This window comes from Chitinophaga vietnamensis, from assembly GCF_902167635.1.
Lineage (GTDB): Bacteria > Bacteroidota > Bacteroidia > Chitinophagales > Chitinophagaceae > Chitinophaga > Chitinophaga vietnamensis.
Genome location: NZ_CABHMS010000012.1, coordinates 22,895 through 46,899, shown reverse-complemented (window position 1 = coordinate 46,899; position 24,005 = coordinate 22,895). Strand labels below are relative to the sequence as shown.

Below are 24,005 nucleotides of genomic sequence, written 5' to 3'. Positions count from 1 at the left end.
GAAAATAAATTGCAAAGAAAACTGACTGATTCACTTTACTGGTTTAAATGACGATTGTTATACTGCTGGTGGAGGAGGGGGAGGCGGATTGCCAGTGCAGTATTGAGGGCAAGGCAACCCTCCATCCAGTATCACTGCCTGAGCTGCCATGCTTTTTGCCATGATCTGGTTGCCATTGCTGTCTTGGGCAGCATGCGGAGGAAGAATGTCATTACCATTCTCATCTACCGCTACCAGTACCATTTTCTTTTCTTTGATACCGTCACCGTTGGTATCCACTTTCAAACCGTAATAGATGCGGAGGGCAGTAGCACCGGGCTGGCTCAACAGCTCTATTACTTTGTCTCTGCCAAAGCACATCGCTTTTACGTGTGTACCCATGCTTTTCTGTGAAGCATGTTCGTTATCGTAGTTCTGACAGAGGGTATCCATTTCCTCCCGGGAAATGAACCCGCCGGCATCGGAATGGATCGGCCGTCGTTGAGGAGAATCGTTCATAGTGGGTAGTTTTAGTTTTGGCGGTAAAATTATTATAATTTATGGCTTATGCAATAGATACGTGTTGCTCCAACGTTTGTGTAATTGGAAAGAAGGAGACAGTGTAATCCGCTATGGTAAATCGTTTGGGCGTGTTTTAAGGCATGTTCGCCAGGCACGGTTTCCGTAAACGTCTCTCAAAAATGCGTATAAATACGCATTCGTTTTTTTCAGTTGTAAAACGCTTGACTCCCGGCTTTTTCTTCACAAACTTTGCATCATCAACCGGACCTAAGGGACCACAAAGATCGAACGCATTAAAGCAATTGGCCTTTCTACCATGTTTGTTTTGAGTTAGAAGTATGCAGCGGTACATACCCCATTTTCTAAACTTACGAAACTATGAGCTACCTGTTAATCGGCAACATCTCTGCGCTTATCTGTGACGATTGTATTGAGCCGCTGGCAAATGCACGGATCCGCGTTTATCTGCCGGAACCAAAATATCCCTCAGATAACCTCACTGTTGTGAAGGGCATCTTCAATAACCTGAGGCCCCTGTCGGCAAGGGAAGTACTGATGAAGGCCGACCGCCTCCTGGCAGAAGCTGCACTTGATGAGAAAGGAAATTTCAGTCTCGCATGGGAAGAAACACATCTCTTCACCGAACCGCTGGAACTGGACCTGTGCCTGGATAAAATGCCCGGTAATACCGGCAGCTATCAACCCAGGAATTACCACCTGAGCTATATGGTGCCGCATTGGAAACGCAACAAGGAAAATTTTATAGGCGCCTATGCCTATGTGATACCAGCTGCCATCTGGACTGATATCTGTAGTAATGCAGGCGCCTGGGTGATCACCGGATTCGTAAAACGCTATGGCTGTGATAATGGCCAGCCACAACTCAAAGTGGCCGCCTTTAACGCCGCCAATGGCAAGATGGTCGGACAAGCCACTACCAATGAATTCGGACGCTATACCATCCGTTTCTCCCGGAAAGACCTCTACGCCGGCACTTTACAGCCGCTGCGCGAGGGCCGCAAACACTTCGGACCGGATGTGTATTTTAAAATATACCGCCACGATCAGCTCATCTGGGCGGAAGATGAAAGTATCGCTGCCAGCGCCGCACGCCAGGACCTCGCGCCCTGCGCCTGCCTCGATATCTGTTACAAGCCTTCGGCCATCGGCAGGGCTTCGATACACATCAACCGCTGGATCAATAATATTGTAACGCTCACGGATACACGCAAACGTACCCGCGTCGTACTAAAACATACAACTAACCCACAGCTTGTTGTAAAAGATTACCCTCATGTTTGACAACCCCTTGTTTAAGGCTCGCAGCTACCCTGTTCCCCGGGTAGCTGTTTTTTTTGTGGTAACTATCATTAAAAGCGAGGGTGGAAACGCTGTAGGGTGTCGCGCAGGTATTCGCGGTCGAGGTGCGTGTAGATCTCGGTAGTAGTAATGCTTTCATGGCCAAGCATCTCCTGCACGGCGCGCAGGTCGGCGCCGCCTTCCACTAAATGCGTAGCAAAGGAATGCCGGAATGTATGCGGCGATACTTTCTTCTGAATGCCTGCCCGCATCGCCAGGTCTTTGATCACGAGGAAGATCATCACCCGGCTCAGGGCGCCGCCACGGCGGTTGAGGAACAAAGTATCTTCTTCGCCCTTCTTAACGGGCATGTGTACACGAATATTACGCCGGTATATATCTATCTGCCGCATGGCATCTTTCCCGATCGGCACCAGCCGCTCTTTATCTCCCTTACCAATCACGCGGATAAAGCCCACATCCATATGCAGCTGCGTGATCTGTAAATTGATCACCTCACTCACCCGGAGGCCACAACTGTACATGGTTTCCAGGATTGCCTTGTTACGGTGCCCCTCGGCAGTGTCCAGCGGTATCTGTGCGATGATCTTTTCAATCTCTTCAAAAGTCAGCACATCCGGCAGCTTGCGCTGTATCTTCGGCGCTTCCAGCAATTGGGTGGGATCTTCTTTCGTCATATCCTCCAACAGCAGAAAGCGGTAGAACGCTTTGATGCCCGAGATGATCCGTGCCTGCGAGGTGGCCGTCATGCCCAGTTTGGCCACCCATTGCACAAAGGCCTGCAGCGTTGCCAGCGTAATATCCTGCGGCCGCAGCCGCTCATGGCCCGTCGCCTGAAGATATTGTTCCAGCTTCTCCACATCCCGCAGGTAGGCTTCGATAGAGTTCAGCGACATCGAACGCTCCAATTGCAGGTAGCCCTTGAACAGTTTCCTGAATGATTCCCACATAAGCAGCAAGATAAGAGCTTTTCTAATGCTAAATCGATTGTAATTAGATAACGCCTAAATATTTTTTAGATAGAAAAACGAGGGACTGAATTGCGCTATTTTTATCCAAAGCTCTTTATAATTATGCCAGACCTTCCATTAGAAAAGATCAGAAAACTGCTGGTGGCCAATCGTGGCGAAATTGCCGTACGCGTGCTGAGAGCGGCGGCAGAGCTGCGTATCCGGACCATCGCCATCTTTACGTACGAAGACCGTTACTCACTGCACCGCTACAAGGCCGACGAAGCCTATCAGATCGGTAAAGATGATGAGCCGCTGAAACCATATCTGGATATTGAAGCCATTATCCACCTCGCCAAATCGCAACAGGTAGATGCGATTCACCCCGGCTACGGCTTCCTCAGCGAGAACGTGACCTTTGCCCGGCGCTGCCGGGAAGAAGGGATCATCTTCATAGGGCCCTCACCCGAAGTGATGGCGCAACTGGGCGATAAGGTAGCCGCCAAGGCCATCGCCCGCGAGGCCGGCGTGCCCCTGATCGAAGACAGCCGCCTGCCACTCACTGATGCCGCCGTCGCTTTATCGGAGGCAAAACGTATAGGGTTCCCCGTTATGCTGAAAGCCGCCGCCGGTGGCGGAGGCCGCGGCATGCGCATGGTACGGCAGGAGAACGAACTCGAACGCGCCTTTCTCGAAGCCCGCAGCGAAGCCGCCAAAGCCTTCGGCGATGATACCATCTTCCTCGAAAAATTTATCGAAGACCCCAAGCATATAGAGATACAGCTCATGGGCGACCACCACGGGAACATCGTACACCTCTATGAGCGCGACTGCTCCGTGCAACGCCGCTTCCAGAAGGTAGTGGAAATAGCGCCCTCGCCCAATCTCCCGGAACATACACGGGAACAGCTATACGAATATGCGCTCCGCCTCGCCAGGAAAGTGAACTTTAATAATGTAGGCACAGTAGAGTTCCTGGTAGATAGTAAACATCATATTTATTTTATAGAAGTTAACCCCCGCATACAGGTAGAACATACCGTAACGGAAGAAGTGACGGGGATAGATATTGTGCGATCGCAGATATTGATCGCACAGGGACATCGCCTGTCGGACCCCGAGATCTTCCTGCGCGGGCAGGAAGACGTGCACCTGAATGGCTTTGCCATCCAGTGCCGTATCACTACGGAAGATCCGGAGAACAACTTCAAGCCAGATTACGGTACTGTGATCGCGTACCGTAATGCAGGTGGCTTCGGTATCCGCCTGGATGAAGGAAGTACTTATTCCGGCGTCAAGATATCGCCCTTCTTTGATTCCATGCTCGTGAAGGTAACGGCCTGGGGCCGCACGCTCTCTGGCGCCGCCGGCCGCCTGCACCGCACCATGCGCGAGTTCCGTATCCGGGGCGTGAAAACCAATATCCGTTTCCTCGAGAATGTGATCACGCATGATATCTTCCGGAAAGGCAACTGCACCGTGAGTTTCATCGATCAGCACCCGGAGCTGTTCCGCATGTCGCAGATACGCGACCGCGCCACCAAAACGCTTATGTACCTCGCCGATGTCACCGTCAACGGCCACCCGGATGTAAAAGTGAAAGACCCCGGCCGCAGTTTCCGCACGCCCGCAGTGCCGGGCTACAGCAAGCTGGCGCCTTTTCCCAAAGGCACCAAAGACTTGCTGGAAGAGATGGGGCGCGACCGCTTCTCTGAATGGCTGCGTAAAGAACAAGGGATATATTTTACTGACACCACTTACCGCGATGCGCATCAAAGTCTGCTCGCTACGCGCGTGCGTACCAAAGATATCCTCGCCGTGGCGGAAGGCTATGCCCGCAACAACCCGCAGCTCTTTTCCATGGAAGTGTGGGGCGGCGCCACCTTCGATGTGGCGATGCGTTTCCTGCATGAGTGCCCCTGGCGCCGCTTACAGCAGATGCGCGCCGCCATGCCCAATGTATTGTTGCAGATGCTATTCCGCGGTTCTAACGGTGTCGGCTACTCGGCGTACCCGGAAAACCTCATCGCCAAATTCATCGAACAGGCTTCGGAAAGCGGCATCGATGTTTTCCGCATCTTCGACTCCCTTAACTGGGTGGAAGCCATGGAACCCAGTATCCGCTTCGTGCGCAAGTATACCGCTGGTATCGCGCAGGCAGCCATCAGCTATACCGGCGACGTATTGCAGCCCGGCGCCAACAAGTATTCCCTGCAATATTATATCGACCTCGCCAAACGCCTCGAAGATGCCGGCGCGCATATGCTCGCCGTGAAAGATATGGCTGGCCTGCTCAAGCCCCGCAGCGCGGAAGTGCTCATCCCCGCACTGATGGATGCCGTGAAACTGCCTGTGGTACTACATACGCACGATACCGCCGGTATTCAGGCCGCTACTTATCTCAAGGCCATAGAGGCCGGTGTGAACGTAGTAGATTGTGCCATCGCTTCCCTGAGTGGCCTTACCTCGCAGCCCAATCTCAACTCCATGGTGGCAATATTGGAAGGCCATCCCCGCAGCCGGCCGATGAACCTGGCTGCACTCAATGCGTATAGCAACTATTGGGAAGATGTGCGTGACTACTATTATCCATTCGAATCAGACATGAAAGCCGGCACCGCGCAGGTGTATGAAAATGAAATACCCGGCGGCCAGTATTCCAACCTGCGGCAGCAGGCCGAGTCGCTCGGACTGGGCGACAAACTCGAGCTGATCAAACAGAACTACGCCATCGTAAACCAGCTGTTTGGTGATATTGTGAAGGTAACGCCCAGCTCAAAAGTAGTGGGCGATATGGCGCTGTTCATGACGGCCAATAACCTCAGCGCTACCGATGTGATGGATGCAGATCGTAACCTGGCATTCCCGGCATCCGTGAAAGGTTTCTTCCGGGGCGACCTGGGCATACCGCATGGCGGCTTCCCAAAAGATTTGCAGCGCATTGTGCTGAAAGGCGAAGCGCCCCTCAAAGGCAAGCCCAATGATCACCTGCCACCGGTGGATTTCGATGCCGACTTCGCCGCCTTCCAGTTGAAGTACCCGCATGCTACCTTCCTGGACTATCTCAGCTACCAGATGTTCCCCAAGGTGTTTGATGAATATTATCATCATGCCATGACCTTTGGCAATGTGGAAGCGATTCCTACGCCGGCCTTTTTCTATGGCCTCAAACCGGGAGAGGAAATACTCATCACCCTGAGCAAAGGCAAAACCATCATTGTGAAACTGGTGTACATCCTGCCCGCTGATGAAAGCGGCATGCGCACCGTAGTATTTGAGTTGAACGGCTACGCCAGAAGGGTACAGATCCGGGACCGGGCAGTCACCAACCTGAAGCCGTTGAACCGGAAAGTGGAGGACCCCGGCAAGGAGATCGGTGCACCTTTGCAAGGTAAGTTATCACGTTTGATGATCCGGCCTGGCGACCAGGTCAAGGCAAATATGCCCCTCTTTATTATCGAAGCTATGAAGATGGAGACAACTGTTACGGCTACACGAAATGCCATTGTGAAGGCCGTGCATTTAAAGGAGGGAAGTATGGTGCAACAGGACGATCTGGTGGTGGAAATGGAAGGGGAGGTATGAAAAGTATCACTATCGAAAGTTGGATGTTAATCTAATTGAAACAAATGACTAATAATGAAGTGATTATCTGATCTGAAAAAATAATGAAAACACCTGTTTTTATTCATAAAAATGGGTGTTTTCGTAAGATAATCCATCAAAAAAAGAGGCTGGTTTTACCTGATTTTCAATCAAAATGCCCGTTTGGTCTATTTGTTTGAGAGATTACTTGATGTAACTGTATTTAGTTATTTGAAAATCAGTTAAATAAGATATGCTAGAATTGACCAGCAAGCTGCCTTTAAACAATATCGGTTAACGGAACCGTTTTACCCTTGCCGCCAGCTGAATGAAGAGCAAAAGTAAAATGCTGTTCGATTTTGCGTAATATTGTAGCCTCAAATATAGTTTAATTTTTTATATATAGATGGGCGTTATCAAACATCAGAGCATCAGGTCTACCGCACTTATTTACATCGGATTTATCATCGGAGGGATCAATACTGTTTTTCTGTTTCCGCGTATTTTCTCGGACAGTGAATTTGCATTGACCCGTTTGTTGCAGGAGATCGCTGTGATCCTGGTGCCATTTTGTACAATCAGTACTGTGCCCACCATCAGCCGTTTTTTTCCTTATTACGCCGGCCATCTGAAAGACAAGGACAACGACATGCTCACCTGGTCGGTGGTGGCTACCTTCGCCGGCTTCTTGTTGTTTGTGCTGGGTACTTTGTTCGGTAAGGATTTCATCATCGCGCAGTTTTCGGAAAAATCGCGCTTGTTCGTTTCCTACTTTTTCCTGGTGTATCCCAACGTATTGTTATTTTCCCTGTTCGGCGTATTTGAGGCCTATAGCGGTTCCAGGCATCTTACGGTATTCCCGAACTTCCTGAAGGAGCTGGTATTACGTGTGGTCACTACATTGCTGGTAGTGCTATATTACTTCAAGTGGATCGGCCTGGATATATTCCTCTGGCTGTTTTCCTTATTATACGGCATGTTGCTGCTGGCCTTGCTGGTATACCTTTGGCGGCACCGCGTGTTATATTTCACTTTCCGGGTGAGCAATGTTACGCGGAGGTTGTTCGGTAAAATGGCTAACTATTCTCTGTCATTATTGGGAGCTACCTTGTTTAACGTGTTGGCAAAGAATATAGCCCCGCTGATCCTGACGAGCACGCACGGCTTGCAGAATGTAGCGTATCTCACTATTGCCACTTATTTTTCACAGGTGATCATGGTGCCTCAAAGGAGCATCTCGGCCATCGGGCTGCCCGTACTGGCGCAATCCTGGCGGATTAAAGACATGGCCAAGATCGAAGAGGTATATACGAAATCCTCCCTGTTGCAGCTGGTGTATGCATTGTTTATCTTCCTGGTGATATGGCTGAATATCGACAGCTTGTTCACTCTCTTGCCACCCAGCTACATTGCCGGCAAGTATGTGGTGTTGTTCCTCGGGCTATCCCGCATTGTAGACATGGGCACGGGTTTAAACAGTCAGCTGCTGAGCACTTCCAGGCTGTGGCGCTTCGATTTTTACAGCTCCACCGTGCTGCTGGTGCTCTCGTTGCCGCTCAATTATTTCATGATCAATCACTATGGCCTGCTGGGTTCCGGCTATGCTGAGCTTATCTCTATCTCTGTCTTTAACCTGATGCGCTTCCTGTTTATCTGGTGGCAGTTTGGATTACAGCCATTTACCATTAACAGTGTAAAGGCGCTGGTGATCGCCGCAGTGGCCTATTTCGCCTGCTACTGGATCCACACCGGGCTGCATCCGCTGCTGGAGATGATGATCAAGGGCGCGTTATTTACCCTTATCTTCATCGGCCTTACCTTATATTTCAAAGTATCTGATGATATCAACAGCACTGTAAGAAATGCCATCTCCAGATTCATCAAATAATCAAATCCTAAATTCCAAAATCCGTAAATCAAAAAATCCCCCAATAAAAAAGGGGCTTAACGGCCCCCTTTATAAAATGCTTTTATGGTGTTGGTGATGTGTAGTACTTCGTCATTCGTAAGCTCGAAGAAGAGTGGCAAGCGTACCAGTTTCTCGGAGTAATGATCGGTGTATTTTAATTCCCGTCCATCGTGTTTGTCTTTGTAGAAAGGAGATTTATGGAGAGAGAGATAATGGAACACCGCGTGTACCTGGTTTTTCTTCAGGTAGGCGATGAGGGCATCCCGCTCGTCGATGTTATTGCAGATCAGGTAAAAGATGTGCGCATTATTGGTGGCGTAGGGTGGGATGGTGGGCAGTCCCACTACATTACCCAGCTCCTGGAGCTCCTGCATGTATAGCGCCCAGATCTCTTTTCTTCTTGTTTGTATCTCCTCAATATTTCCCAGCTGTGCGTAGAGGAAGGCGGCGGTTACTTCCGAAGGCAGGAAGGAGGAGCCGATATCTACCCAGCCATATTTATCGATCTCTCCGCGGAAGAATGCCGAGCGGTTGGTACCTTTTTCCCAGATGATCTCTGCGCGTTGTACGAACCTTTCGTCGTTGATGGCGAGCAGGCCGCCTTCGCCGGAGATGATATTTTTTGTTTCGTGAAAAGAGAAGGCTGCCAGGTGGCCGATGGCGCCCAGGCTTCTGTTTTCGAAATAAGAGTCGATCGCCTGCGCCGCATCTTCAATCACAAATAAGTTGTGGCGTGTTGCGATATCCATGATCTTCGCCATATCGCAGGCGGCGCCGGCGTAGTGCACCGGTACGATCGCCTTGGTTTTGGGCGTGATCAGGGCCTCGATGGTATCGGCGTCGATGTTGGGATTGTCTGCGCAGCTATCTGCAAATACGATCTTGCCGCCTCTGAGTATGAAAGGGTTGGCGGTAGATACGAAGGTATACGAAGGCATGATGATCTCGTCGCCGGGTTGTGTATCGATCAGGATGGCGGCCATTTCGAGGGCATCGGTGCAGCTGGTGGTGAGCAATGTTTTCCGGAAACCGTATTTCTTTTCCAGGAACTCCTGGCATTTTTTGGTGAAAATGCCGTTGCCCGACAATTTGCCGGACATCACTGCCTGGTACATGTAATGGGTTTCTTTACCTGTGAGGTATGGCCTGTTGAAGGGTATCATCGTTGAAAATTTTAATCGTCATTTATTAAAGCCAGAAATGATAAAAGTACTCTTCCTTTATCACTTTATAACCGCTCTTTTCGTATAGTCTGCAAGCAGGTATGTTGAAACGCTGTGTAACTACCTGTATTTCCTGGTATCCTTCCCGGAAAGCCACATGCTCTGCGGCTTCCATGAGCATGCTGGCGGTGCCTTTGCCGCGGGAGGAGGCGTCTACGGCTACCAGTCCGATATCTGCGCGGCCATTTTTTTCACCCAAAGTTACCATGCCTGCTATGTGCGGGCCTTCCTGGCAGATGAGGATATATTTGGCCAGGCTGCGGTTGGCGGAGCGCTCCGCCCATATCCGGTACATGGCTTCATATTTATCGCGGCCGATAGCCGGGTCGGTATTGTAACGGGAGTAGATGCCTGCGGCAATGCTCAGGCGGATCAGCTGTTCGCTGGCGCTGAGACCTTCATAAAAACTCACGGCCGGCGGAAAAGCAGCGCTGGCGCTGGTGGGCTTGGCATAAGTGGTTTTCACATCCACCAGTTTGCCATTGTAGCTTTGCAGTAATTCCGGGGCATCCAGTTCTTCCGGACTGGCAAGGTACACTAACCTGGCCTGGCCTTTCAGCTGCTCAAGCGTGCGGGCCAGCTGTTCCGGCGCCTGCTGGCTATCGGCCATAAATACTTCGTAGCCGAAAAACTCGCTGTCCCAGGGCAATCTTTTATATGGCGCAGTGATCATCGTTCGCTTAAAATTTCTGCCAGCACTTTCATCTTCTTCTCCGGATCAAACAGTGTATCCATTACCGTTATATTATGGCGTATGGCGTCTTCACTCAGGGGAGTGATGAAGTCCCGGAAGGATGTTTGTGCAATATCTTTCGAATCGAAAATAGTGATATTGTTGGTTTTGAGAAATTCGAAAGTGGTGCTGTTGCTATGTACGTATACTTTTTTTCCTCTGTACAGCAGTGCCAGCGTGTTGCCGGCGGCCTGTGTGCGGTAGTGGTACATCACGGCTACGTCTACCTGGCCGAGGAGCTGATAATACTCGCTGCGTTCCATGTAGCCGCGCAGGGCCATTACCTTGTCTTCGCCAAAGATCCGTTTCGCTTCCTTTTCCACGAGGTCGCCGTAGGCTACATTGCCGTAACTGAGCGGGATCATCAGCTTGATCGGTTCATCTTTGTAAACAGACAATGCTTCCAATGCTTCGAGGTGATTGTTGGTAACGGTATCCGAGTTGCCGAGGAGGATAGTGGTGTAGGGGCGTGCTTCCCTCTTGGCCATGATGGCTTGCTCTTCGGCGCCTGGTTTGGGATTGAAGTTATAATAAAAGTATTTGTAGGCGGCTTTGGTATCGTAATGTTTCAATAGCCACTGGTAGTCGATATAGCTCCAGTTGAGGAAGAAGTTGAGCCTTTTATAGAACCGTTCGCGGCTGCGCAGGATGGCCTTTTCGGGCGCTTTGTAGCCCAGGTACCTTTGTGCGAAGGTGGTCAGCAGCCTTTTGGGCCTTGCCGGGTTCCAGCGCACGGATGGCAGTTCTTCATGCTGTTCAAAGTATCGCAGGCTTTGCGGGCCGTATACCGACTTTTTGAAGCGTGAATAGGGGATCTCCACTACATCGCCGCCCCAGAAGAACATCCCTGTGGTAACGTCTTCGGGAAGGGATAGCACGGCCTGTACGGCCTGTTCAGAGGCCCAGTGCACAAATACTTTATCGTTGGCGTCGATCTTTTGCAGGATGGCCTTGAAGGCGGGTGTGTGGAAAGGTACGAAGGTGACGAGTTCCGATTTTACAAATCTGGATTTGTGCGCGCGGTTGTCAATCAGATAGACGTTCTTACCCGGAGCGGCATTTTCGGCATCAGTAATAAAATCATTGATGAACTTGTCGTCGACCATTAAGTGATAGTTCATGCGGTCCCGTTGGGTATTATTGAATAGTGTTTGCGGAGGTACAGAGTATAGTCGGGAGCAACGGACGGTGGGCAACGCTACGCCTGCTGGATGAGAAGATTGGATAACGCCTGCGCACGCAATGCCTGCGCAGGCGTGTTATGTCAAAATGTTTTTTGACTTTTGTCCGGACTAGAATTTTTCCAGGCCGCTGAAGAAGAAGTCGCCTTCGATCACTGCGTTTTCGTCAGAATCGGAACCATGAACGGCGTTGCGGCCGATAGATTCAGCGTACTTTTTGCGGATAGTGCCTTCTTCTGCATTAGCAGGGTTGGTAGCGCCGATCAGCTTGCGGAAATCTTCCACTGCATTGTCTTTTTCGAGGATAGCTGCTACAATATGACCGCTGCTCATGAATTCTACCAGTTCGCCATAGAAGGGTCTTTCTTTATGCACGGCATAAAATTCGCCCGCTTTCGCTGCTGATAACTGTGTCATTTTCATGGCCACGATACGGAAGCCGGCAGCATTGATCATGTTCAGGATGCCACCAATATGCCCGTTTGCCACCGCATCAGGCTTGATCATTGTAAAGGTTCTGTTGCCCATATGATATTTAATTCCAAATGTGTATTAGAGCCGCAAAAGTAATTACATTTTCCTTTAGTGGTAAAAAATTTTGAAATTCTGTGTCAAATAAAGATATTCGCACTTCGTTTTCTGTTGAGAACAGAGATATCTACTAATTATATTACAGTTTGAATGAAGTCGATTGAGGAAATTAAGCCTTTGCTGGAAAACCCTAAAAAAATCGTCATTACCATGCATCAGAAGCCTGATGCAGATGCGATGGGATCTTCGTTAGCGATGTATCATTACCTGACTCAGAAAGGCCATACGGTAACTGTAATATCACCAACCAACTTTCCGGATTTCCTGAAATGGATGCCTGGTGCCGACGGAGTGATTGATTACGAGTCTTCTACAGACAGGGCGATACAAGCGCTGGAAGGGATCGAGCTGTTGTTCTGCCTTGATTTTAACGCCTTGTACCGCACCAAGAACCTGGCGCCTCACCTGGAAAAACTGGATTGCCCGAAAATACTGATCGACCACCATCTCGAGCCCCAACCCGGCTTCGAATATGGGGTAAGTGATACTGCAGCCAGCTCCACCGCCCAACTGGTATATGAAACCATCTACAAGCTGGGAGACGAGCAGCTGATCAACCTGCCGATCGCGGAATGTATCTATGCCGGCACCGTAACTGATACCGGTTCTTTCCGTTTCGCCTCCACCTCTGCACGCGTGCACCGTATGGTGGCCGACCTGATGGACAGAGGCCTGAAACATGAAGTGATACACCAGGCGATCTATGATAACTTCCTCGAAAACAGGCTGCGCTTCCTGGGCCATAGCCTGCTCAATCGCATGGAAGTGTTCTATGAATATAATACCGCCATGCTGGCGATACCTTATTCTGATCTGAAACGGTTCGACCTTCAGACGGGCGATACAGAAGGATTGGTTAACTTCCTCCTGTCTATTCAGGGTATCAAAATGGCGGCCCTGATCATCGACCGTAATGTAGAAGTGAAACTGTCATTCCGCTCGAAAGGTAATTTTGATGTGAACACTTTTGCACGTAAATACTTCGATGGCGGCGGCCACTTCAATGCTGCCGGCGGCAGAAGCACCGACTCACTGGAAAAGACCGTCAGCCGCTTTATCAAAGCGATGGAGGAAAATGAGGACGCCTTGCAATAGAAAAAAAGTACTTCAACCTACTAATACAATCAAATGAAAAGAAACAATCAGTTATTAGTTGCAGCGTTCGGCTTGTTGTTAGCCAGCTGCGGCGGCGGTGTCAAAAAAACACCGAGCGGTATTGAATATATCGTTCACAAATCCGGCAGCGGCGCTCAATTAAAAGTGGGTGATACCGTTATGCTGAACGTGATTCAGAAGATCAACGACTCTCTGCTGGGTGATTCCCGCAAGATCATGGGCGCTCCGCTCAATGTAGTGATCCAGAAACCGGCAGACAAACTTGACCTGATGGAAGGTATTGCGCTCCTGCATGAAGGTGACAGTGCTACTTTCTTCATCCCCTGGGATTCTTTACCGCAGATGCAACGTCCTCCCTTCGGTAAAAAAGGCGACAAGCTGAAGATCACTTTCGCTGTGGAAGGCAAGTTCTCTGCTGCTGCCCAGAAAGATAAAGACGAAAAAGCTATCAAAGAATACCTGGAAAAGAACAAGATCAACGCTACTAAAAATGCGGCTGGCGTTTATATCGCGGTGAAGGAAGAAGGCGCCGGCAACACACCTAACCCGGGCGATACCGTAGTGGTGCACTACACTGGTAAACTCACCAACGGTAAAGTATTTGATTCCAGCCTGGATTCTACTATGCGTCCTGGTATGCCTTTAGAGCCTATCAAATTCCCGATCGGTCGCGGTTTTGTTATCAAAGGTTGGGACGCTGGCCTCAGCAGCCTGAAAAAAGGCGCTAAAGCTACCCTGGTGATCCCTTCTACACTGGCTTACGGCCTGCAAGGCAGTCCCCCGGCCATTCCTGGTAACGCTGTGCTGGTATTCGATGTACAACTTGTGAACATCATCCCTGGTAAACCAGAAGCTGCTCCTGTAGCGCCTCCTGTTGCTCCGGCTCCAGTTAAGAAATAATAGTAAGACAGTCAATAAAAGAATAGGGTGTATCAAAAGCAATTTTGATACACCCTATTCTTTTATAAGATATGCAGATCGGCCCCCACAGGGCCAAAGCCCGGTACTAACTATCCTGCAAAAAACGGCTTCGCACATCCGGCGTAGGCATCATACACGCCTCCTGCCGGCCAAACCAACGGTAACGGTTACGCGCAATCCAGCTGTATAGGCCGTCACGGAGCGGACGGGGGATCGCCATGAAAACATAAGCCAGGCGCCAGGGGAAAGGCAAGTGGCGGCATACTTTCAGGGCTGCCGTACTTTTCGTATAGGCCTGCGCGTTCTCCACCAACACAAAGGAGGCCATCGTTTCCAGCGGGAAATGATATTGTACAGACAAGGCACTGGCAATATCCGATTGCAAGGGCGCAAAACGGAAGTAGGACCGCCGGTCGTGGCGGATCACAAAATTGACACTGGAATTGCAGAAATTGCAAACACCGTCGAACAATATGATCGCATGTTGCATAGTGACGGGGTTATCAGGCATAGCCGTCTATCAATACTTCATATAACTTTACTTTGAGGTCTTCCAGTGATACGTCCTGCACGAGGTTCCCATCCTGCGCATAGGACACGCTGCCTCTTTCTTCTGATACAATGATGGCCAGGTTATCACTATGTTCGGTGATACCTACTGCCGAGCGGTGGCGCAGGCCTATACGCGTGGGCAGGTCGGGGTTTTCCGATACGGGCAATATTACTTTGGCGGCCAGCATCTTGCTACCCACAATGATGAGCGCACCATCGTGCAGCGGGCTGTTTTTCTGAAAGATGCTTTCTATCAGTTTGGCGCTCACGTTCGCATCGATCGGGATACTGGAAGCGGTGTCAAATTTCACGCGGTAAGTAGTGGAGATCACGATCAATGCGCCGGTGCTGGAACTCTGCATGCGGCTCACCGCGGTAATGATCTCGTTGATGATATTCTCTTCGTCTTTATAACTCTTGAACTTATCGGGCAAAAACAACTTGGTGAGGAAGCTGTCTTTACTCAAAGGTGTTTTCTTACCCAGCACCAGCAGGAATTTCCGGATCTCCGGCTGGAAGATGATGATGATAGCGATGATACCAACATTGATAAAGTTCTGCAGGATATTACTGAGGATGGGCATCTTCAGCGCCTTCACCAGGAAGTAAGCGGCGTATACCATCAACAGGCCTACGAAAATATTAAAGGCCAGACTGCCCTTCAGCAAACGGTACAGTTGTATGATCAGGAAAATAACGATCAGCAGATCTACTATATTCAGCCAGCGAAACTCATATCCGTATAATTGTATTACTTCCTTCATGTTGTAAAAATAGCAAATTAATTCCCTTTTGTTTTCTCTGTGATCTTCACCGCTTCCACAGCGGGCTTTACGTCATGTACGCGCAGGATATGCGTGCCTTTTTGCAAGGCAATTGTGTTCAGTATGGTGGTGCCATTGAGGGCTTCGGCGGGCGTAATGCCGAGCAATTTATGTATCATCGATTTACGGGAGATGCCCGTGAGCACCGGCGCCTGCAGGGTTTCCACGAACAGGTCGAGGTGATGCATCAGCGCATAATTGTGTTCCACTGTTTTACCGAAACCGAAGCCCGGATCGGCGATGAAATCTTTGATGCCCGCCGCGCGGCACTGGGCTTGTTTTAGCACGAGGTAGTCCAGCACTTCGCGCACCACGTTTTCATACTGCGGTTTATTTTGCATGGTGGCAGGCTTGCCTTGCATATGCATCGCGATGTAGGGCACTTGCAGTTGTCCGGCAAGCGGTATCATATCCGGGTCCATCTCCCCGGCGCTCACATCGTTGATGATGGCGGCGCCCGCATGAATGGTTTTCTCTGCCACAGCGGCGTACCAGGTATCGATAGAAAGAATGGCCTGCGGGAAACGGTGCAGGATGGCATGTATGGCGGGCAGGAGGCGGTTCAGCTCTTCCTCTGCGCCGATCATCTCCGCACCCGGGCGTGTGCTTTGTGCGCCAAGATCCAGTATAGCGGCGCCTTCGGCGAGATGCTGTGCGGCTTTCTCCACCACATGATGCAGCTCGCGCAGGCGATTGCCTTCATAAAACGAATCATCGGTAACATTGATAATACCCATCACAACCGGCTTTGCGAGCGGCAATAACTGTCCCCGGCAATTGATCGCACAGGATGGCGTGGTGGCGAGATGGTGAGCTTTCATGGTATTTGTTCCGCGTGTTTATCTGAAATTCTTTATTTTGCCCTGCAAATTTAAGCAATGTAAGCACAGCGCTTGCATTTTATGCAATAGGAGTTCTCAATTATGGATACATCAGCGCAATATCAGGCAGCCATCGCGGGTTGTAAAGACATTTTTATCAAGAAGACGAAAGACTATGGTACGTCGTGGCGCGTGCTGAGGCCGATCTCCGTGGTGGATCAGATCTTCATCAAGGCACAGCGTATCCGCAATATCCAGGAGCTGGGCACCCAGCGCGTGGCAGATGATATAGAAGGAGAGTTCAAAGGCATCGTGAACTACGGCGTGATCGGGCTGATACAGCTTGAACAGCACGGTAACCCCTATACGGACTTACCCGTGGAAGAAGTATCCCGCCTTTACGATCACTATCTCGCGGAAGTGCAAAAGGTAATGGAAGATAAGAACCACGACTACGGCGAAGCCTGGCGCGATATGAGCCAGGAATCATTCACAGACCTGATCCTCACCAAGCTGCTGCGCATTAAACAGATCCTGCGCAACCAGGGCCAGACGCTGATCTCCGAAGGCATCGACGCCAACTATACGGATATCATCAATTATGCGTTATTTGCATTGATTAAGATAGAAGAAAACCGATAGCGGAACTAAACCATTAAACTATTTTATGAAGATTATCCTGAACCTGTTACGCATTGTTGTGGGAGTGTTGTTCATCTTCTCCGGCCTTATCAAGGCCAATGACCCTTTGGGGCTGAGCTACAAGATGGACGAGTTTTTTGAAGTGCTGCACCTTACGTTCCTGTCGCCCTACGCGTTGGCCTTTTCGATCGTCATGAACGCCTTCGAGATCATCGCGGGTGTGGCCTTGCTGCTGGGTTACCGCATGCGTATCTTCTCTGTACTGTTATTATTACTGATCATCTTCTTCACCTTCCTCACCGGTTATGCGCTCTTCAGCGGCACCATCCGCGAATGCGGCTGTTTCGGAGATTGTATCAAACTCACCGCCTCTCAAACATTCTGGAAAGATGTGGCCCTGCTGGTGATGATACTGGTGATCTTCGCTTACCGCAAACGCATACAACCCCTGTTCAAAGGCGCCGGGCTGGCGATGCTGCTGGCCACCGTGTTTGCATTGGGCATCCAATGGTATGTGCTGCGCCATCTGCCATTCATCGACTGTTTGCCTTATAAGGTAGGCAACAATATTCCCGAGAAGATGAAACTGCCGCCAGGCGCCACTCCCGACGTATACAAGATGACCTTCATCTATGAGAAAGATGGTGTGAAGAAAGAATTTACGGAAGAGAACTATCCCTGGTCAGACAGCACCTGGAAGTTTGTAGACCGTAAAGACAAGCTCGTCAAGAAAGGCAATGCCGAACCGGCCATCAAGGATTTCATCCTGATGGACCTCGATGGCGGTAATCAAACCGCATCAGTATTGAGCGAAACAAAACCGGTGTATCTTTTCCTGGTGCTCAACACTAACAAAGCTGGCAGCGGCTGGGATGAGAAGATGAAAGCGATCCAGCAAAAATTCAAAAACGGCGAAGTGGCCATCTATGGCGTATCTGCCTCTACCAAAGATGAGATCGGCGCTTTCAAACAACAGCATGGCCTGGAGTTTCCTTTCCTGCAAATGGATGGCGTGGCCATCAAAACAGCTGGCAGAAGTAATCCCTGCCTCATCCTGCTGGATAAAGGCACGATCAAAGGTAAATGGCATTATAACGATATTCCCTGACGCATGTTCCGCTTCGTGATCCGCAAAACAGGCTATGGCGTGCTGGTGTTACTCGGCGTAGTAACGCTGGTGTTCTTCCTGTTCAATGTGCTGCCGGGCGATCCCGCGCGGCTCACACTGGGACAGCGGGCGGATGTGTCGTCACTGGAAAATGTACGCAAAGAACTGCATCTCGACCAGCCGGTAGGGGTGCAGTTCCTGCTTTATCTCAACGACATCTCACCCATAGGTGTACATACGATGGCGGAGGCGCAGGAAAACCTGCATTATCTCATGCTCGTACATCTCTCTAAAGAAAAAATACTGGTGCTCAAAACGCCCTATCTGCGCCGCTCTTACCAGGGCAAGCGGCAAGTATGGGAAGTGCTGACCGATGCGCTGCCCGGCACATTGCTGCTGGCCATAGCGGCCATGCTCTTTGCCACGGTAGTAGGTATTGCACTCGGCATCCTCTCGGCCGTGAAGCAAAACACCTGGCTGGATACGAGCGCTATATTTGCCAGCGTGATGGGCATTTCAGCGCCTTCCTTCTTTGCGGGCATTGTGCTGGCTTATCTGTTTGGTTTCCTCCTCAGCGATTATACCGGCTTGCACATGACGGGCAGCCTCTTTGATATCGACCCTTTCCATGGGCGCATCCTCAACCTGCGCAACCTGGCGCTGCCAGCGGTTACACTGGGTATACGCCCGCTGGCCATCATTGTACAACTCACGCGCAGCGCCATGCTGGATGTACTGCAACAAGATTATATCCGTACGGCCTACGCAAAAGGACTGGCGCAAAAGCAAGTGCTGTGGCGGCATGCGCTGCGCAATGCACTCAACCCGGTGATGACGGCCATCACCGGCTGGTTTGCCGAACTGCTGGCAGGCGCCTTTTTCGTGGAGTATATCTTCGGATGGAAAGGCATTGGCAAGATCACCGTGGATGCGCTGGACAAATACGATTTCCCCGTAGTGATGGGCGCTATCCTGTTTACCGCCGGCATCTTTGTGCTGGTAAACCTGCTCGCAGACCTCTTATATGCCGTGATAGACCCGCGCATCAAGCTGCAATAACGAGTAGCTAAATATTTGAAGATCATTCCCTTCTCCCGTATTCTTCCTGTTAATAAAGAATTTTTTCAAATCTTTGTAACATCTGCATTTTACAGTCGTCTTCTTTTAAAATCACGATATCCTGCATGTCTTTAGATTTATTCCTTTCCCAGGTCATTCCCGTCAGGCAGAAGCTGTACCGCTTCGCATTCCGTCTGTTAGGGAATGAGGAGGATGCGAAGGATATCACACAGGATGCACTGATGAAAGTATGGGCGATGCAGGAGAAGATGCTGGAGTTACAGAACCTGGAAGCCTGGTGTATGCGGATCACGCGTAACCTGGCGCTGGACAAGATCAAATCCAGGAAGTACCGCATGGCCGATGATTTAGACAGGGCAGGAGAAGTGGTGGCATCGCATCAGAAAACGCCGCATGCCGCCATGGAACAGCATGACGTGATGCAGAAAGTACGTGCTGCGATACAGTCGCTTCCCGAAAAATACAGGACCGTTATGGAACTGCGGGATATCGACGGACTAGCCTACCAGGAGATCGCAGACATCATGAGCATTGAGCTCAACGACGTTAAAGTGAATTTACACCGCGCGCGTAAAGCCGTGCGCGAGAAATTGCAAAATCAGCAGGTATATGGATTATAACAAGATCAGTGAATTGCTGGAAAAGTATTGGGAGGGAGAATCCTCGCTGGAAGAAGAAGCCACCTTGCGCAGCTTCTTCAGTATCACACACAGGGATCTGCCGGAGCACCTGCGGGAGGCAGCACCATTGTTCCAGTTCTTTCATGAGGAAGCGGCAGGAGAAACGGTGGAACTGCCTGAATGGGAGTTTACGCAGGAGCAGCCGGAGACGCCGGTGGTGAAGATGAATCCGTTCCGCAACTGGATGAAGTATGCCGCCATCTTGCTGATGGCCATAGGCATCGGCCACGCCGTGCGGCAGCATCAACAGCAGCAGCAGGTGGCAATGCAGCAGGACAAAGCATTTGAAGAAACCAAGAACGCCCTGCGCCTGCTCGCCAAAAACCTGAATAAAGGCACCAGCCAGATGCAGAAGCTGTCTTACTTCAATGATGCAACAGAAAAAATAGAAGGCAATAATTAATCAACAGACCATTTAATTCCGCTATAAATTTCAACAGATGAAACGATCCCTTTTATTATTGATCGCGGTATTTGCCAGTTTTAACCTCTTCGCGCAGCAGGGGAGCGTGATCGACCGATTCTTCTCGAAATATGAGAACGACCGGAACTTCACACTGGTAAGTATTACGCCTAAGATGTTCAGCATGTTCTCCAAGCTGGACGCCAATGATCCCGACGCCAAAAGCCTGATGCGGGTGATACAGAAGCTGAAAGGCCTGCGCATCCTTGCCAAGGAAGACACTAAAGACGGTCCTAAACTTTACCGGGAAGCAGCTGCCTTTCTCACCAACGATTTCCAGGAGCTGATGACCGTACGCGACAAAACCAGTGATCTTAAATTTCTTGTCAAGGAAAATGCCCGCGGCAACATCAATGAGCTGGTGATGCTGGTAGGCAGCCCTGATGAATTTCTGGCGATGAGCCTTGTAGGCGATATTGATCTCAACGAGATCTCGCAGATCGCCTCTTCTGTCAATATCCAGGGTATGGATAAACTCAAAAATCTCAAGAAAAAGTAAACTTTAAAACCAACACGATGAAATCATTTGTAATTGGATGTTGCTGCCTGCTCGCCGCCAGCGCCGCTTTCGGGCAGGAAAAAAGTATCCGCGAATTCCGCGACAACTTCCGTGGCAAAGCTGATGAGGCTTCCGTAAGAGTAGGCGCCGCAGGTATGCGTCTCGCCGGATGGGTGCTCTCTTTCGACGACAGCGGCGATCCCGATGTAAGCACGATGCGCAAATTAATGCGGAAGGTGCGTAACGTGAAAGTATATACGTTTTCAAACGCCGACAGCTCCCTGCTGAACGGGGAAGAGGTCAACCGCCTCAAACACAACCTCGAAAGCCGCGATCATTTCGAAACCCTGATGGAAGTGCGTGAAAAGAGCGGTAGCCGGGTGCAGGTTTTCAGCAAAGGCAAAGACGATGAATTGGGCAATGTAGTGATGCTGTTACAAGATGCGAAAGACTTTGTAGTAGTGAATCTGCACACGTCTCTGAAGGTAGAGGACATCAATGACCTGATCCGGCAGTTTGCGAAGAACTAACTCAACGGATCATCACTTCCCTTACAATACTTTCTCCGAGCATTTCATTTACCAGCTTGATGATCTTGTCTTTTGAATAAGACAACTCCTGTTTAAGTGGCGCCACACTTGTAGTAATGATCAGTTTTCCATCTATCAGCTGGATGCCTTGTGTATAGCGGGCAATCGTTTTACCCATAATTTTTTCCCAGTTCTCCTGAATACGAACCTCCGTGAGGCGGGGTTTCAGCCTGCTCTTGTTCATAAATTCCCGGAGGGCATCTCCTATACTGGTTGTTCCATGACGCATAGTGCGAAACTAAAGAATATTTACGGATTTATGGATTTATGAATTTAGGGATTTGGGCAACAGCCTACAAATCCCTAAATCCGTAAATCCGTAAATTCCTAAATCAAGAAATACTTATCAGTTGTACCGTTTCTCCGGTGGCGGCAAAAGCGTCCAGCAGCCGTTGTGCATGGGTGTCTGTGATGAATACCTGGCCATATTGCTGATCGGCCACTAGGGCGATGAGGCGCATTACGCGATCCTGGTCGAGCTTTTCGAAAACGTCGTCGAGCAGCAGCAGGGGCGGGAACTGCTTATGTTTTTTCAGCACTTCAAACTGTGCGAGCTTGAGGGCGAAGAGAAAACTTTTACGCTGGCCTTGCGAGGCGCTGGTTTTCATGGGATGATCATTGAGCAGGAATACGAGGTCGTCGCGATGGATGCCGGTGCTGGTACGTTGTAATTGCATATCGCGGTAACGGCAGGCATGCAGCAGGTTGGCAAAGTCATCTTCCTGTAAGCTGCAATGGTAGCGGATATTCACGGTTTCGTGTGTGCCGGCGATGTAATCGTAAAGACGTTGTACCTCTGGTATGAACGCTTGCAGGAACTGCTGCCGGGCTTTGAACACAGGCACGCCATGTTGTACCAGCTGGAGATCGAAGATATCGAGAAGTTGATCCTGCTGCGGGCCGCTCGCCTCCATATTTTTCAGCAGGGTATTGCGCTGCAATAATATTTTCTGATACACGATCAGGTGATCGAGATAGGAGGGATCGAGCTGGGAGAGCAGGGTATCGAGCCACTTGCGGCGTTCTTCGCTGCCGCCGGCGATGATGGCTGCATCGTCCGGAGCGATCATCACCGCGGGGAACTGCCCGATGTGGCGGGAGAAGCGATCGTATTTATCATCGTTGAGCGAGAACTCTTTTTTGCCTTCCTTTACGGTGCAGAGGATCTTTTCTTCATGGCCATTTTTGCTGAAGGTGCCTTCCAGTCGGAAGCCGTTGGTATGATACCGGGTGTTCTGGCTTTCGTTGCTGGTGAAATAGCTGCGGGTAAAGCAGAGGTAATAGATGGCATCGAGGAGGTTGGTTTTACCGGAGCCGTTGCGCCCGGTAATGCCCACCACCTTTTTATCGAAGAGGAATTGCTGCTGGGTATAGTTTTTAAACTGTACGAGTGATATTTTTTTTATATACAGCAATGAAAAAAGTTATGCGTGAATAATAATATGCAAAAATACTCCGATTTATAACTGATAAAAAACCGCGGCCATCGGAGCTTCGCAGACAATAATCTGCAAATAAATACAAAACTTATTGAAATTGATGAATTTGCATAATTTAACGGGAATTGGAATTGATATTTATATTTTACGATTTTCCTGTTATATTTGCGAACAAATTTAGAAAGAGTGCAAACTAAAACAGACGTGAAGACGAAATTCACCAAAGAGACGTATCTGTACTGGTATGAATTGATGCTTTTGCTGCGCCGTTTTGAAGAGAAGGCCGGCCAATTGTATGGGATGCAGAAGATCCGTGGTTTTTGTCACCTGTATATCGGACAGGAAGCGATTGCTGCGGGTGCGATCACTGCTACCAAGCCGGAGGACAAATTCATTACTGCTTACCGCGACCACGCGCTGGCGATTGCAAAAGGTATCACGGCAAAGGCTTGTATGGCAGAATTGTATGGTAAGGCGACCGGTTGTTCCAAAGGAAAGGGAGGCAGCATGCACTTTTTCTCCAAGGAACATAATTTCTTCGGCGGCCACGGTATCGTGGGCGCACAGATAGGCACCGGCGCCGGACTGGCTTTTGCTGAACAATACCTCGGTACCGACAACGTGGTACTGTGCTTCTTCGGTGATGGCGCGGCCCGCCAGGGTATCCTGCATGAAACCTTCAACATGGCCATGCTGTGGAAACTGCCCGTAATATTCATTTGCGAAAACAATATGTACGCCATGGGTACTTCTGTAGAACGTACCTCCAACGTAATGGATATCTACAAATTGGCAGATGCTTACGAAATGCCGGCGGATTCTATCGACGGTATGAGTTGCGAAACAGTGCATGAAGGCGTGGAAAGAGCCGTGAAACGCGCGCGTGAAGGCGGCGGGCCCACCCTGCTCGAAATCAAAACTTACCGCTACCGCGGCCACTCTATGAGCGATCCGGCTAAATACCGCACCAAGGAAGAGGTAGAAGAATATAAAGAGAAAGACCCGATCACTGAAGTACTGAAAGTGATCCAGAAAAATAAATGGGCTACCGAAGCTGAAATCGAAGCCATCAACGAACGCGTAAAGAATGAAGTAGAAGAATGCGTGACCTTCGCTGAAGAGTCGCCATGGCCGTCTGACGACGAACTGCTGAAAGATGTTTATACGCAGGAAGATTATCCTTTCATCGTTGACTAACATTTTTTAACGTAAATGGTGAGTGGTTAACGGGATTCGTTGACCACTCACCATTACCTGTTATTTATCATTCACTAATC

At 49.9% G+C, this 24,005-nt stretch carries 24 protein-coding genes; 13 read left to right on the top strand and 11 right to left on the bottom strand.

Features of this window, described 5'->3' with window-relative positions; all coding sequences use genetic code 11:
• Positions 1-57: 57 nt before the first annotated feature.
• The gene (locus FPG75_RS25305) at positions 58-498 is read right to left on the bottom strand and encodes a hypothetical protein (protein WP_143310838.1); all 441 of its coding nucleotides are present in this window, start codon (positions 496-498) and stop codon (positions 58-60) included.
• 381 nt (positions 499-879) lie between these two features.
• Between FPG75_RS25305 and FPG75_RS25300 the strand changes: the two genes are divergently transcribed.
• Positions 880-1,803 carry a hypothetical protein gene (locus FPG75_RS25300; protein ID WP_143310837.1) on the top strand — a complete coding sequence of 308 codons (924 nt, stop codon included), beginning with the start codon at positions 880-882 and terminating at the stop codon, positions 1,801-1,803.
• A gap of 68 nt (positions 1,804-1,871) precedes the next feature.
• Here FPG75_RS25300 and xerD read toward each other — a convergent pair whose 3' ends face one another.
• On the bottom strand, positions 1,872-2,771 hold the full coding sequence (gene xerD, locus FPG75_RS25295) for a site-specific tyrosine recombinase XerD (RefSeq protein WP_143310836.1): 900 nt from the start codon (positions 2,769-2,771) through the stop codon (positions 1,872-1,874).
• Positions 2,772-2,894: 123 nt separating this feature from the next.
• Here xerD and FPG75_RS25290 point away from each other — a divergent pair, with 123 nt between their 5' ends.
• Both FPG75_RS25290 and FPG75_RS25285 read left to right on the top strand, forming a co-directional pair.
• Entirely contained in the window at positions 2,895-6,356 is a 3,462-nt protein-coding gene (locus FPG75_RS25290) for a pyruvate carboxylase (protein ID WP_143310835.1), read from the top strand.
• A gap of 406 nt (positions 6,357-6,762) precedes the next feature.
• Positions 6,763-8,244: a lipopolysaccharide biosynthesis protein gene (locus FPG75_RS25285; RefSeq protein ID WP_143310834.1), complete on the top strand. Its 1,482-nt coding sequence runs from the start codon at positions 6,763-6,765 to the stop codon at positions 8,242-8,244.
• A 56-nt stretch (positions 8,245-8,300) separates the two neighbouring features.
• On the opposite strand, the gene rffA is transcribed toward FPG75_RS25285, so the two are convergent.
• From rffA to FPG75_RS25265, 4 genes are all read right to left on the bottom strand, one after another.
• Positions 8,301-9,428: a dTDP-4-amino-4,6-dideoxygalactose transaminase gene (gene rffA / locus FPG75_RS25280; protein WP_143310833.1), complete on the bottom strand. Its 1,128-nt coding sequence runs from the start codon at positions 9,426-9,428 to the stop codon at positions 8,301-8,303.
• 25 nt (positions 9,429-9,453) lie between these two features.
• Complete coding sequence (locus tag FPG75_RS25275; protein WP_143310832.1) at positions 9,454-10,161, bottom strand: GNAT family N-acetyltransferase; 708 nt, start codon at positions 10,159-10,161, stop codon at positions 9,454-9,456.
• Entirely contained in the window at positions 10,158-11,342 is a 1,185-nt protein-coding gene (locus FPG75_RS25270) for a TDP-N-acetylfucosamine:lipid II N-acetylfucosaminyltransferase (protein ID WP_143310831.1), read from the bottom strand. Before FPG75_RS25270 ends, FPG75_RS25275 begins: the two co-directional genes overlap by 4 nt.
• 171 nt (positions 11,343-11,513) lie before the next feature.
• Positions 11,514-11,930, bottom strand: a complete 417-nt coding sequence (locus FPG75_RS25265) for a nucleoside-diphosphate kinase (RefSeq protein ID WP_143310830.1) — start codon at positions 11,928-11,930, stop codon at positions 11,514-11,516.
• Positions 11,931-12,083: 153 nt separating this feature from the next.
• Here FPG75_RS25265 and FPG75_RS25260 point away from each other — a divergent pair, with 153 nt between their 5' ends.
• Together FPG75_RS25260 and FPG75_RS25255 are read left to right on the top strand one after the other, a co-directional pair.
• Positions 12,084-13,088, top strand: a complete 1,005-nt coding sequence (locus tag FPG75_RS25260) for a DHH family phosphoesterase (protein ID WP_143310829.1) — start codon at positions 12,084-12,086, stop codon at positions 13,086-13,088.
• 33 nt (positions 13,089-13,121) lie between these two features.
• Entirely contained in the window at positions 13,122-14,009 is an 888-nt protein-coding gene (locus tag FPG75_RS25255; RefSeq protein WP_143310828.1) for an FKBP-type peptidyl-prolyl cis-trans isomerase, read from the top strand.
• A gap of 106 nt (positions 14,010-14,115) precedes the next feature.
• Here the strand turns inward: FPG75_RS25255 and FPG75_RS25250 are convergent, their stop codons facing one another.
• From FPG75_RS25250 to folP, 3 genes are read right to left on the bottom strand one after another with little or no spacing between them, the layout of a single operon-like run.
• Positions 14,116-14,520, bottom strand: coding sequence for a thiol-disulfide oxidoreductase DCC family protein (locus FPG75_RS25250; RefSeq protein WP_143310827.1), 405 nt, complete (start codon positions 14,518-14,520; stop codon positions 14,116-14,118).
• 13 nt (positions 14,521-14,533) lie between these two features.
• Positions 14,534-15,346 (bottom strand): diadenylate cyclase, encoded by an 813-nt coding sequence (locus FPG75_RS25245; protein WP_143310826.1) that lies wholly within the window; start codon positions 15,344-15,346, stop codon positions 14,534-14,536.
• Positions 15,347-15,363: 17 nt separating this feature from the next.
• On the bottom strand, positions 15,364-16,227 hold the full coding sequence (gene folP, locus FPG75_RS25240) for a dihydropteroate synthase (protein ID WP_143310825.1): 864 nt from the start codon (positions 16,225-16,227) through the stop codon (positions 15,364-15,366).
• 102 nt (positions 16,228-16,329) lie between these two features.
• Between folP and FPG75_RS25235 the strand changes: the two genes are divergently transcribed.
• The 7 genes from FPG75_RS25235 (at position 16,330) to FPG75_RS25205 (ending at position 21,229) form a co-directional block, all read left to right on the top strand.
• Positions 16,330-16,869 (top strand): DUF1599 domain-containing protein, encoded by a 540-nt coding sequence (locus FPG75_RS25235; RefSeq protein ID WP_143310824.1) that lies wholly within the window; start codon positions 16,330-16,332, stop codon positions 16,867-16,869.
• 25 nt (positions 16,870-16,894) lie between these two features.
• Positions 16,895-17,977: a BT_3928 family protein gene (locus FPG75_RS25230; protein WP_143310823.1), complete on the top strand. Its 1,083-nt coding sequence runs from the start codon at positions 16,895-16,897 to the stop codon at positions 17,975-17,977.
• Positions 17,978-17,980: 3 nt separating this feature from the next.
• Complete coding sequence (locus FPG75_RS25225) at positions 17,981-19,036, top strand: ABC transporter permease (RefSeq protein ID WP_143310822.1); 1,056 nt, start codon at positions 17,981-17,983, stop codon at positions 19,034-19,036.
• Between the two features lie 125 nt (positions 19,037-19,161).
• Positions 19,162-19,677, top strand: coding sequence for an RNA polymerase sigma factor (locus FPG75_RS25220; protein WP_143310821.1), 516 nt, complete (start codon positions 19,162-19,164; stop codon positions 19,675-19,677).
• Positions 19,667-20,140 (top strand): hypothetical protein, encoded by a 474-nt coding sequence (locus FPG75_RS25215; RefSeq protein WP_143310820.1) that lies wholly within the window; start codon positions 19,667-19,669, stop codon positions 20,138-20,140. The genes FPG75_RS25220 and FPG75_RS25215 overlap by 11 nt, the downstream gene beginning before the upstream one ends.
• Before the next feature lie 37 nt (positions 20,141-20,177).
• Positions 20,178-20,699: a DUF4252 domain-containing protein gene (locus FPG75_RS25210; protein ID WP_143310819.1), complete on the top strand. Its 522-nt coding sequence runs from the start codon at positions 20,178-20,180 to the stop codon at positions 20,697-20,699.
• A gap of 17 nt (positions 20,700-20,716) precedes the next feature.
• Positions 20,717-21,229, top strand: a complete 513-nt coding sequence (locus FPG75_RS25205; RefSeq protein WP_143310818.1) for a DUF4252 domain-containing protein — start codon at positions 20,717-20,719, stop codon at positions 21,227-21,229.
• A gap of 1 nt (position 21,230) precedes the next feature.
• Here the strand turns inward: FPG75_RS25205 and FPG75_RS25200 are convergent, their stop codons facing one another.
• Together FPG75_RS25200 and recF are read right to left on the bottom strand one after the other, a co-directional pair.
• Positions 21,231-21,518 carry a DUF721 domain-containing protein gene (locus FPG75_RS25200; RefSeq protein WP_143310817.1) on the bottom strand — a complete coding sequence of 96 codons (288 nt, stop codon included), beginning with the start codon at positions 21,516-21,518 and terminating at the stop codon, positions 21,231-21,233.
• 103 nt (positions 21,519-21,621) lie between these two features.
• Entirely contained in the window at positions 21,622-22,704 is a 1,083-nt protein-coding gene (gene recF, locus FPG75_RS25195; protein WP_143310816.1) for a DNA replication/repair protein RecF, read from the bottom strand.
• Positions 22,705-22,914: 210 nt separating this feature from the next.
• On the opposite strand from recF, the gene pdhA reads away from it, so the two are divergent.
• Positions 22,915-23,925: a pyruvate dehydrogenase (acetyl-transferring) E1 component subunit alpha gene (gene pdhA, locus FPG75_RS25190; RefSeq protein ID WP_236652897.1), complete on the top strand. Its 1,011-nt coding sequence runs from the start codon at positions 22,915-22,917 to the stop codon at positions 23,923-23,925.
• The last annotated feature ends 80 nt before the right edge of the window (positions 23,926-24,005 follow it).

What these genes read in the sequence shown, in the direction of transcription:
- FPG75_RS25305 (WP_143310838.1), bottom strand. Translation starts at nt 498, where the DNA reads ATGAACGATTCTCCTCAACGACGGCCGATCCATTCCGATGCCGGCGGG.
- FPG75_RS25300 (WP_143310837.1), top strand. Translation starts at nt 880, where the DNA reads ATGAGCTACCTGTTAATCGGCAACATCTCTGCGCTTATCTGTGACGAT.
- xerD (WP_143310836.1), bottom strand. Translation starts at nt 2,771, where the DNA reads ATGTGGGAATCATTCAGGAAACTGTTCAAGGGCTACCTGCAATTGGAG.
- FPG75_RS25290 (WP_143310835.1), top strand. Translation starts at nt 2,895, where the DNA reads ATGCCAGACCTTCCATTAGAAAAGATCAGAAAACTGCTGGTGGCCAAT.
- FPG75_RS25285 (WP_143310834.1), top strand. Translation starts at nt 6,763, where the DNA reads ATGGGCGTTATCAAACATCAGAGCATCAGGTCTACCGCACTTATTTAC.
- rffA (WP_143310833.1), bottom strand. Translation starts at nt 9,428, where the DNA reads ATGATACCCTTCAACAGGCCATACCTCACAGGTAAAGAAACCCATTAC.
- FPG75_RS25275 (WP_143310832.1), bottom strand. Translation starts at nt 10,161, where the DNA reads ATGATCACTGCGCCATATAAAAGATTGCCCTGGGACAGCGAGTTTTTC.
- FPG75_RS25270 (WP_143310831.1), bottom strand. Translation starts at nt 11,342, where the DNA reads ATGAACTATCACTTAATGGTCGACGACAAGTTCATCAATGATTTTATT.
- FPG75_RS25265 (WP_143310830.1), bottom strand. Translation starts at nt 11,930, where the DNA reads ATGGGCAACAGAACCTTTACAATGATCAAGCCTGATGCGGTGGCAAAC.
- FPG75_RS25260 (WP_143310829.1), top strand. Translation starts at nt 12,084, where the DNA reads ATGAAGTCGATTGAGGAAATTAAGCCTTTGCTGGAAAACCCTAAAAAA.
- FPG75_RS25255 (WP_143310828.1), top strand. Translation starts at nt 13,122, where the DNA reads ATGAAAAGAAACAATCAGTTATTAGTTGCAGCGTTCGGCTTGTTGTTA.
- FPG75_RS25250 (WP_143310827.1), bottom strand. Translation starts at nt 14,520, where the DNA reads ATGCAACATGCGATCATATTGTTCGACGGTGTTTGCAATTTCTGCAAT.
- FPG75_RS25245 (WP_143310826.1), bottom strand. Translation starts at nt 15,346, where the DNA reads ATGAAGGAAGTAATACAATTATACGGATATGAGTTTCGCTGGCTGAAT.
- folP (WP_143310825.1), bottom strand. Translation starts at nt 16,227, where the DNA reads ATGAAAGCTCACCATCTCGCCACCACGCCATCCTGTGCGATCAATTGC.
- FPG75_RS25235 (WP_143310824.1), top strand. Translation starts at nt 16,330, where the DNA reads ATGGATACATCAGCGCAATATCAGGCAGCCATCGCGGGTTGTAAAGAC.
- FPG75_RS25230 (WP_143310823.1), top strand. Translation starts at nt 16,895, where the DNA reads ATGAAGATTATCCTGAACCTGTTACGCATTGTTGTGGGAGTGTTGTTC.
- FPG75_RS25225 (WP_143310822.1), top strand. Translation starts at nt 17,981, where the DNA reads ATGTTCCGCTTCGTGATCCGCAAAACAGGCTATGGCGTGCTGGTGTTA.
- FPG75_RS25220 (WP_143310821.1), top strand. Translation starts at nt 19,162, where the DNA reads ATGTCTTTAGATTTATTCCTTTCCCAGGTCATTCCCGTCAGGCAGAAG.
- FPG75_RS25215 (WP_143310820.1), top strand. Translation starts at nt 19,667, where the DNA reads ATGGATTATAACAAGATCAGTGAATTGCTGGAAAAGTATTGGGAGGGA.
- FPG75_RS25210 (WP_143310819.1), top strand. Translation starts at nt 20,178, where the DNA reads ATGAAACGATCCCTTTTATTATTGATCGCGGTATTTGCCAGTTTTAAC.
- FPG75_RS25205 (WP_143310818.1), top strand. Translation starts at nt 20,717, where the DNA reads ATGAAATCATTTGTAATTGGATGTTGCTGCCTGCTCGCCGCCAGCGCC.
- FPG75_RS25200 (WP_143310817.1), bottom strand. Translation starts at nt 21,518, where the DNA reads ATGCGTCATGGAACAACCAGTATAGGAGATGCCCTCCGGGAATTTATG.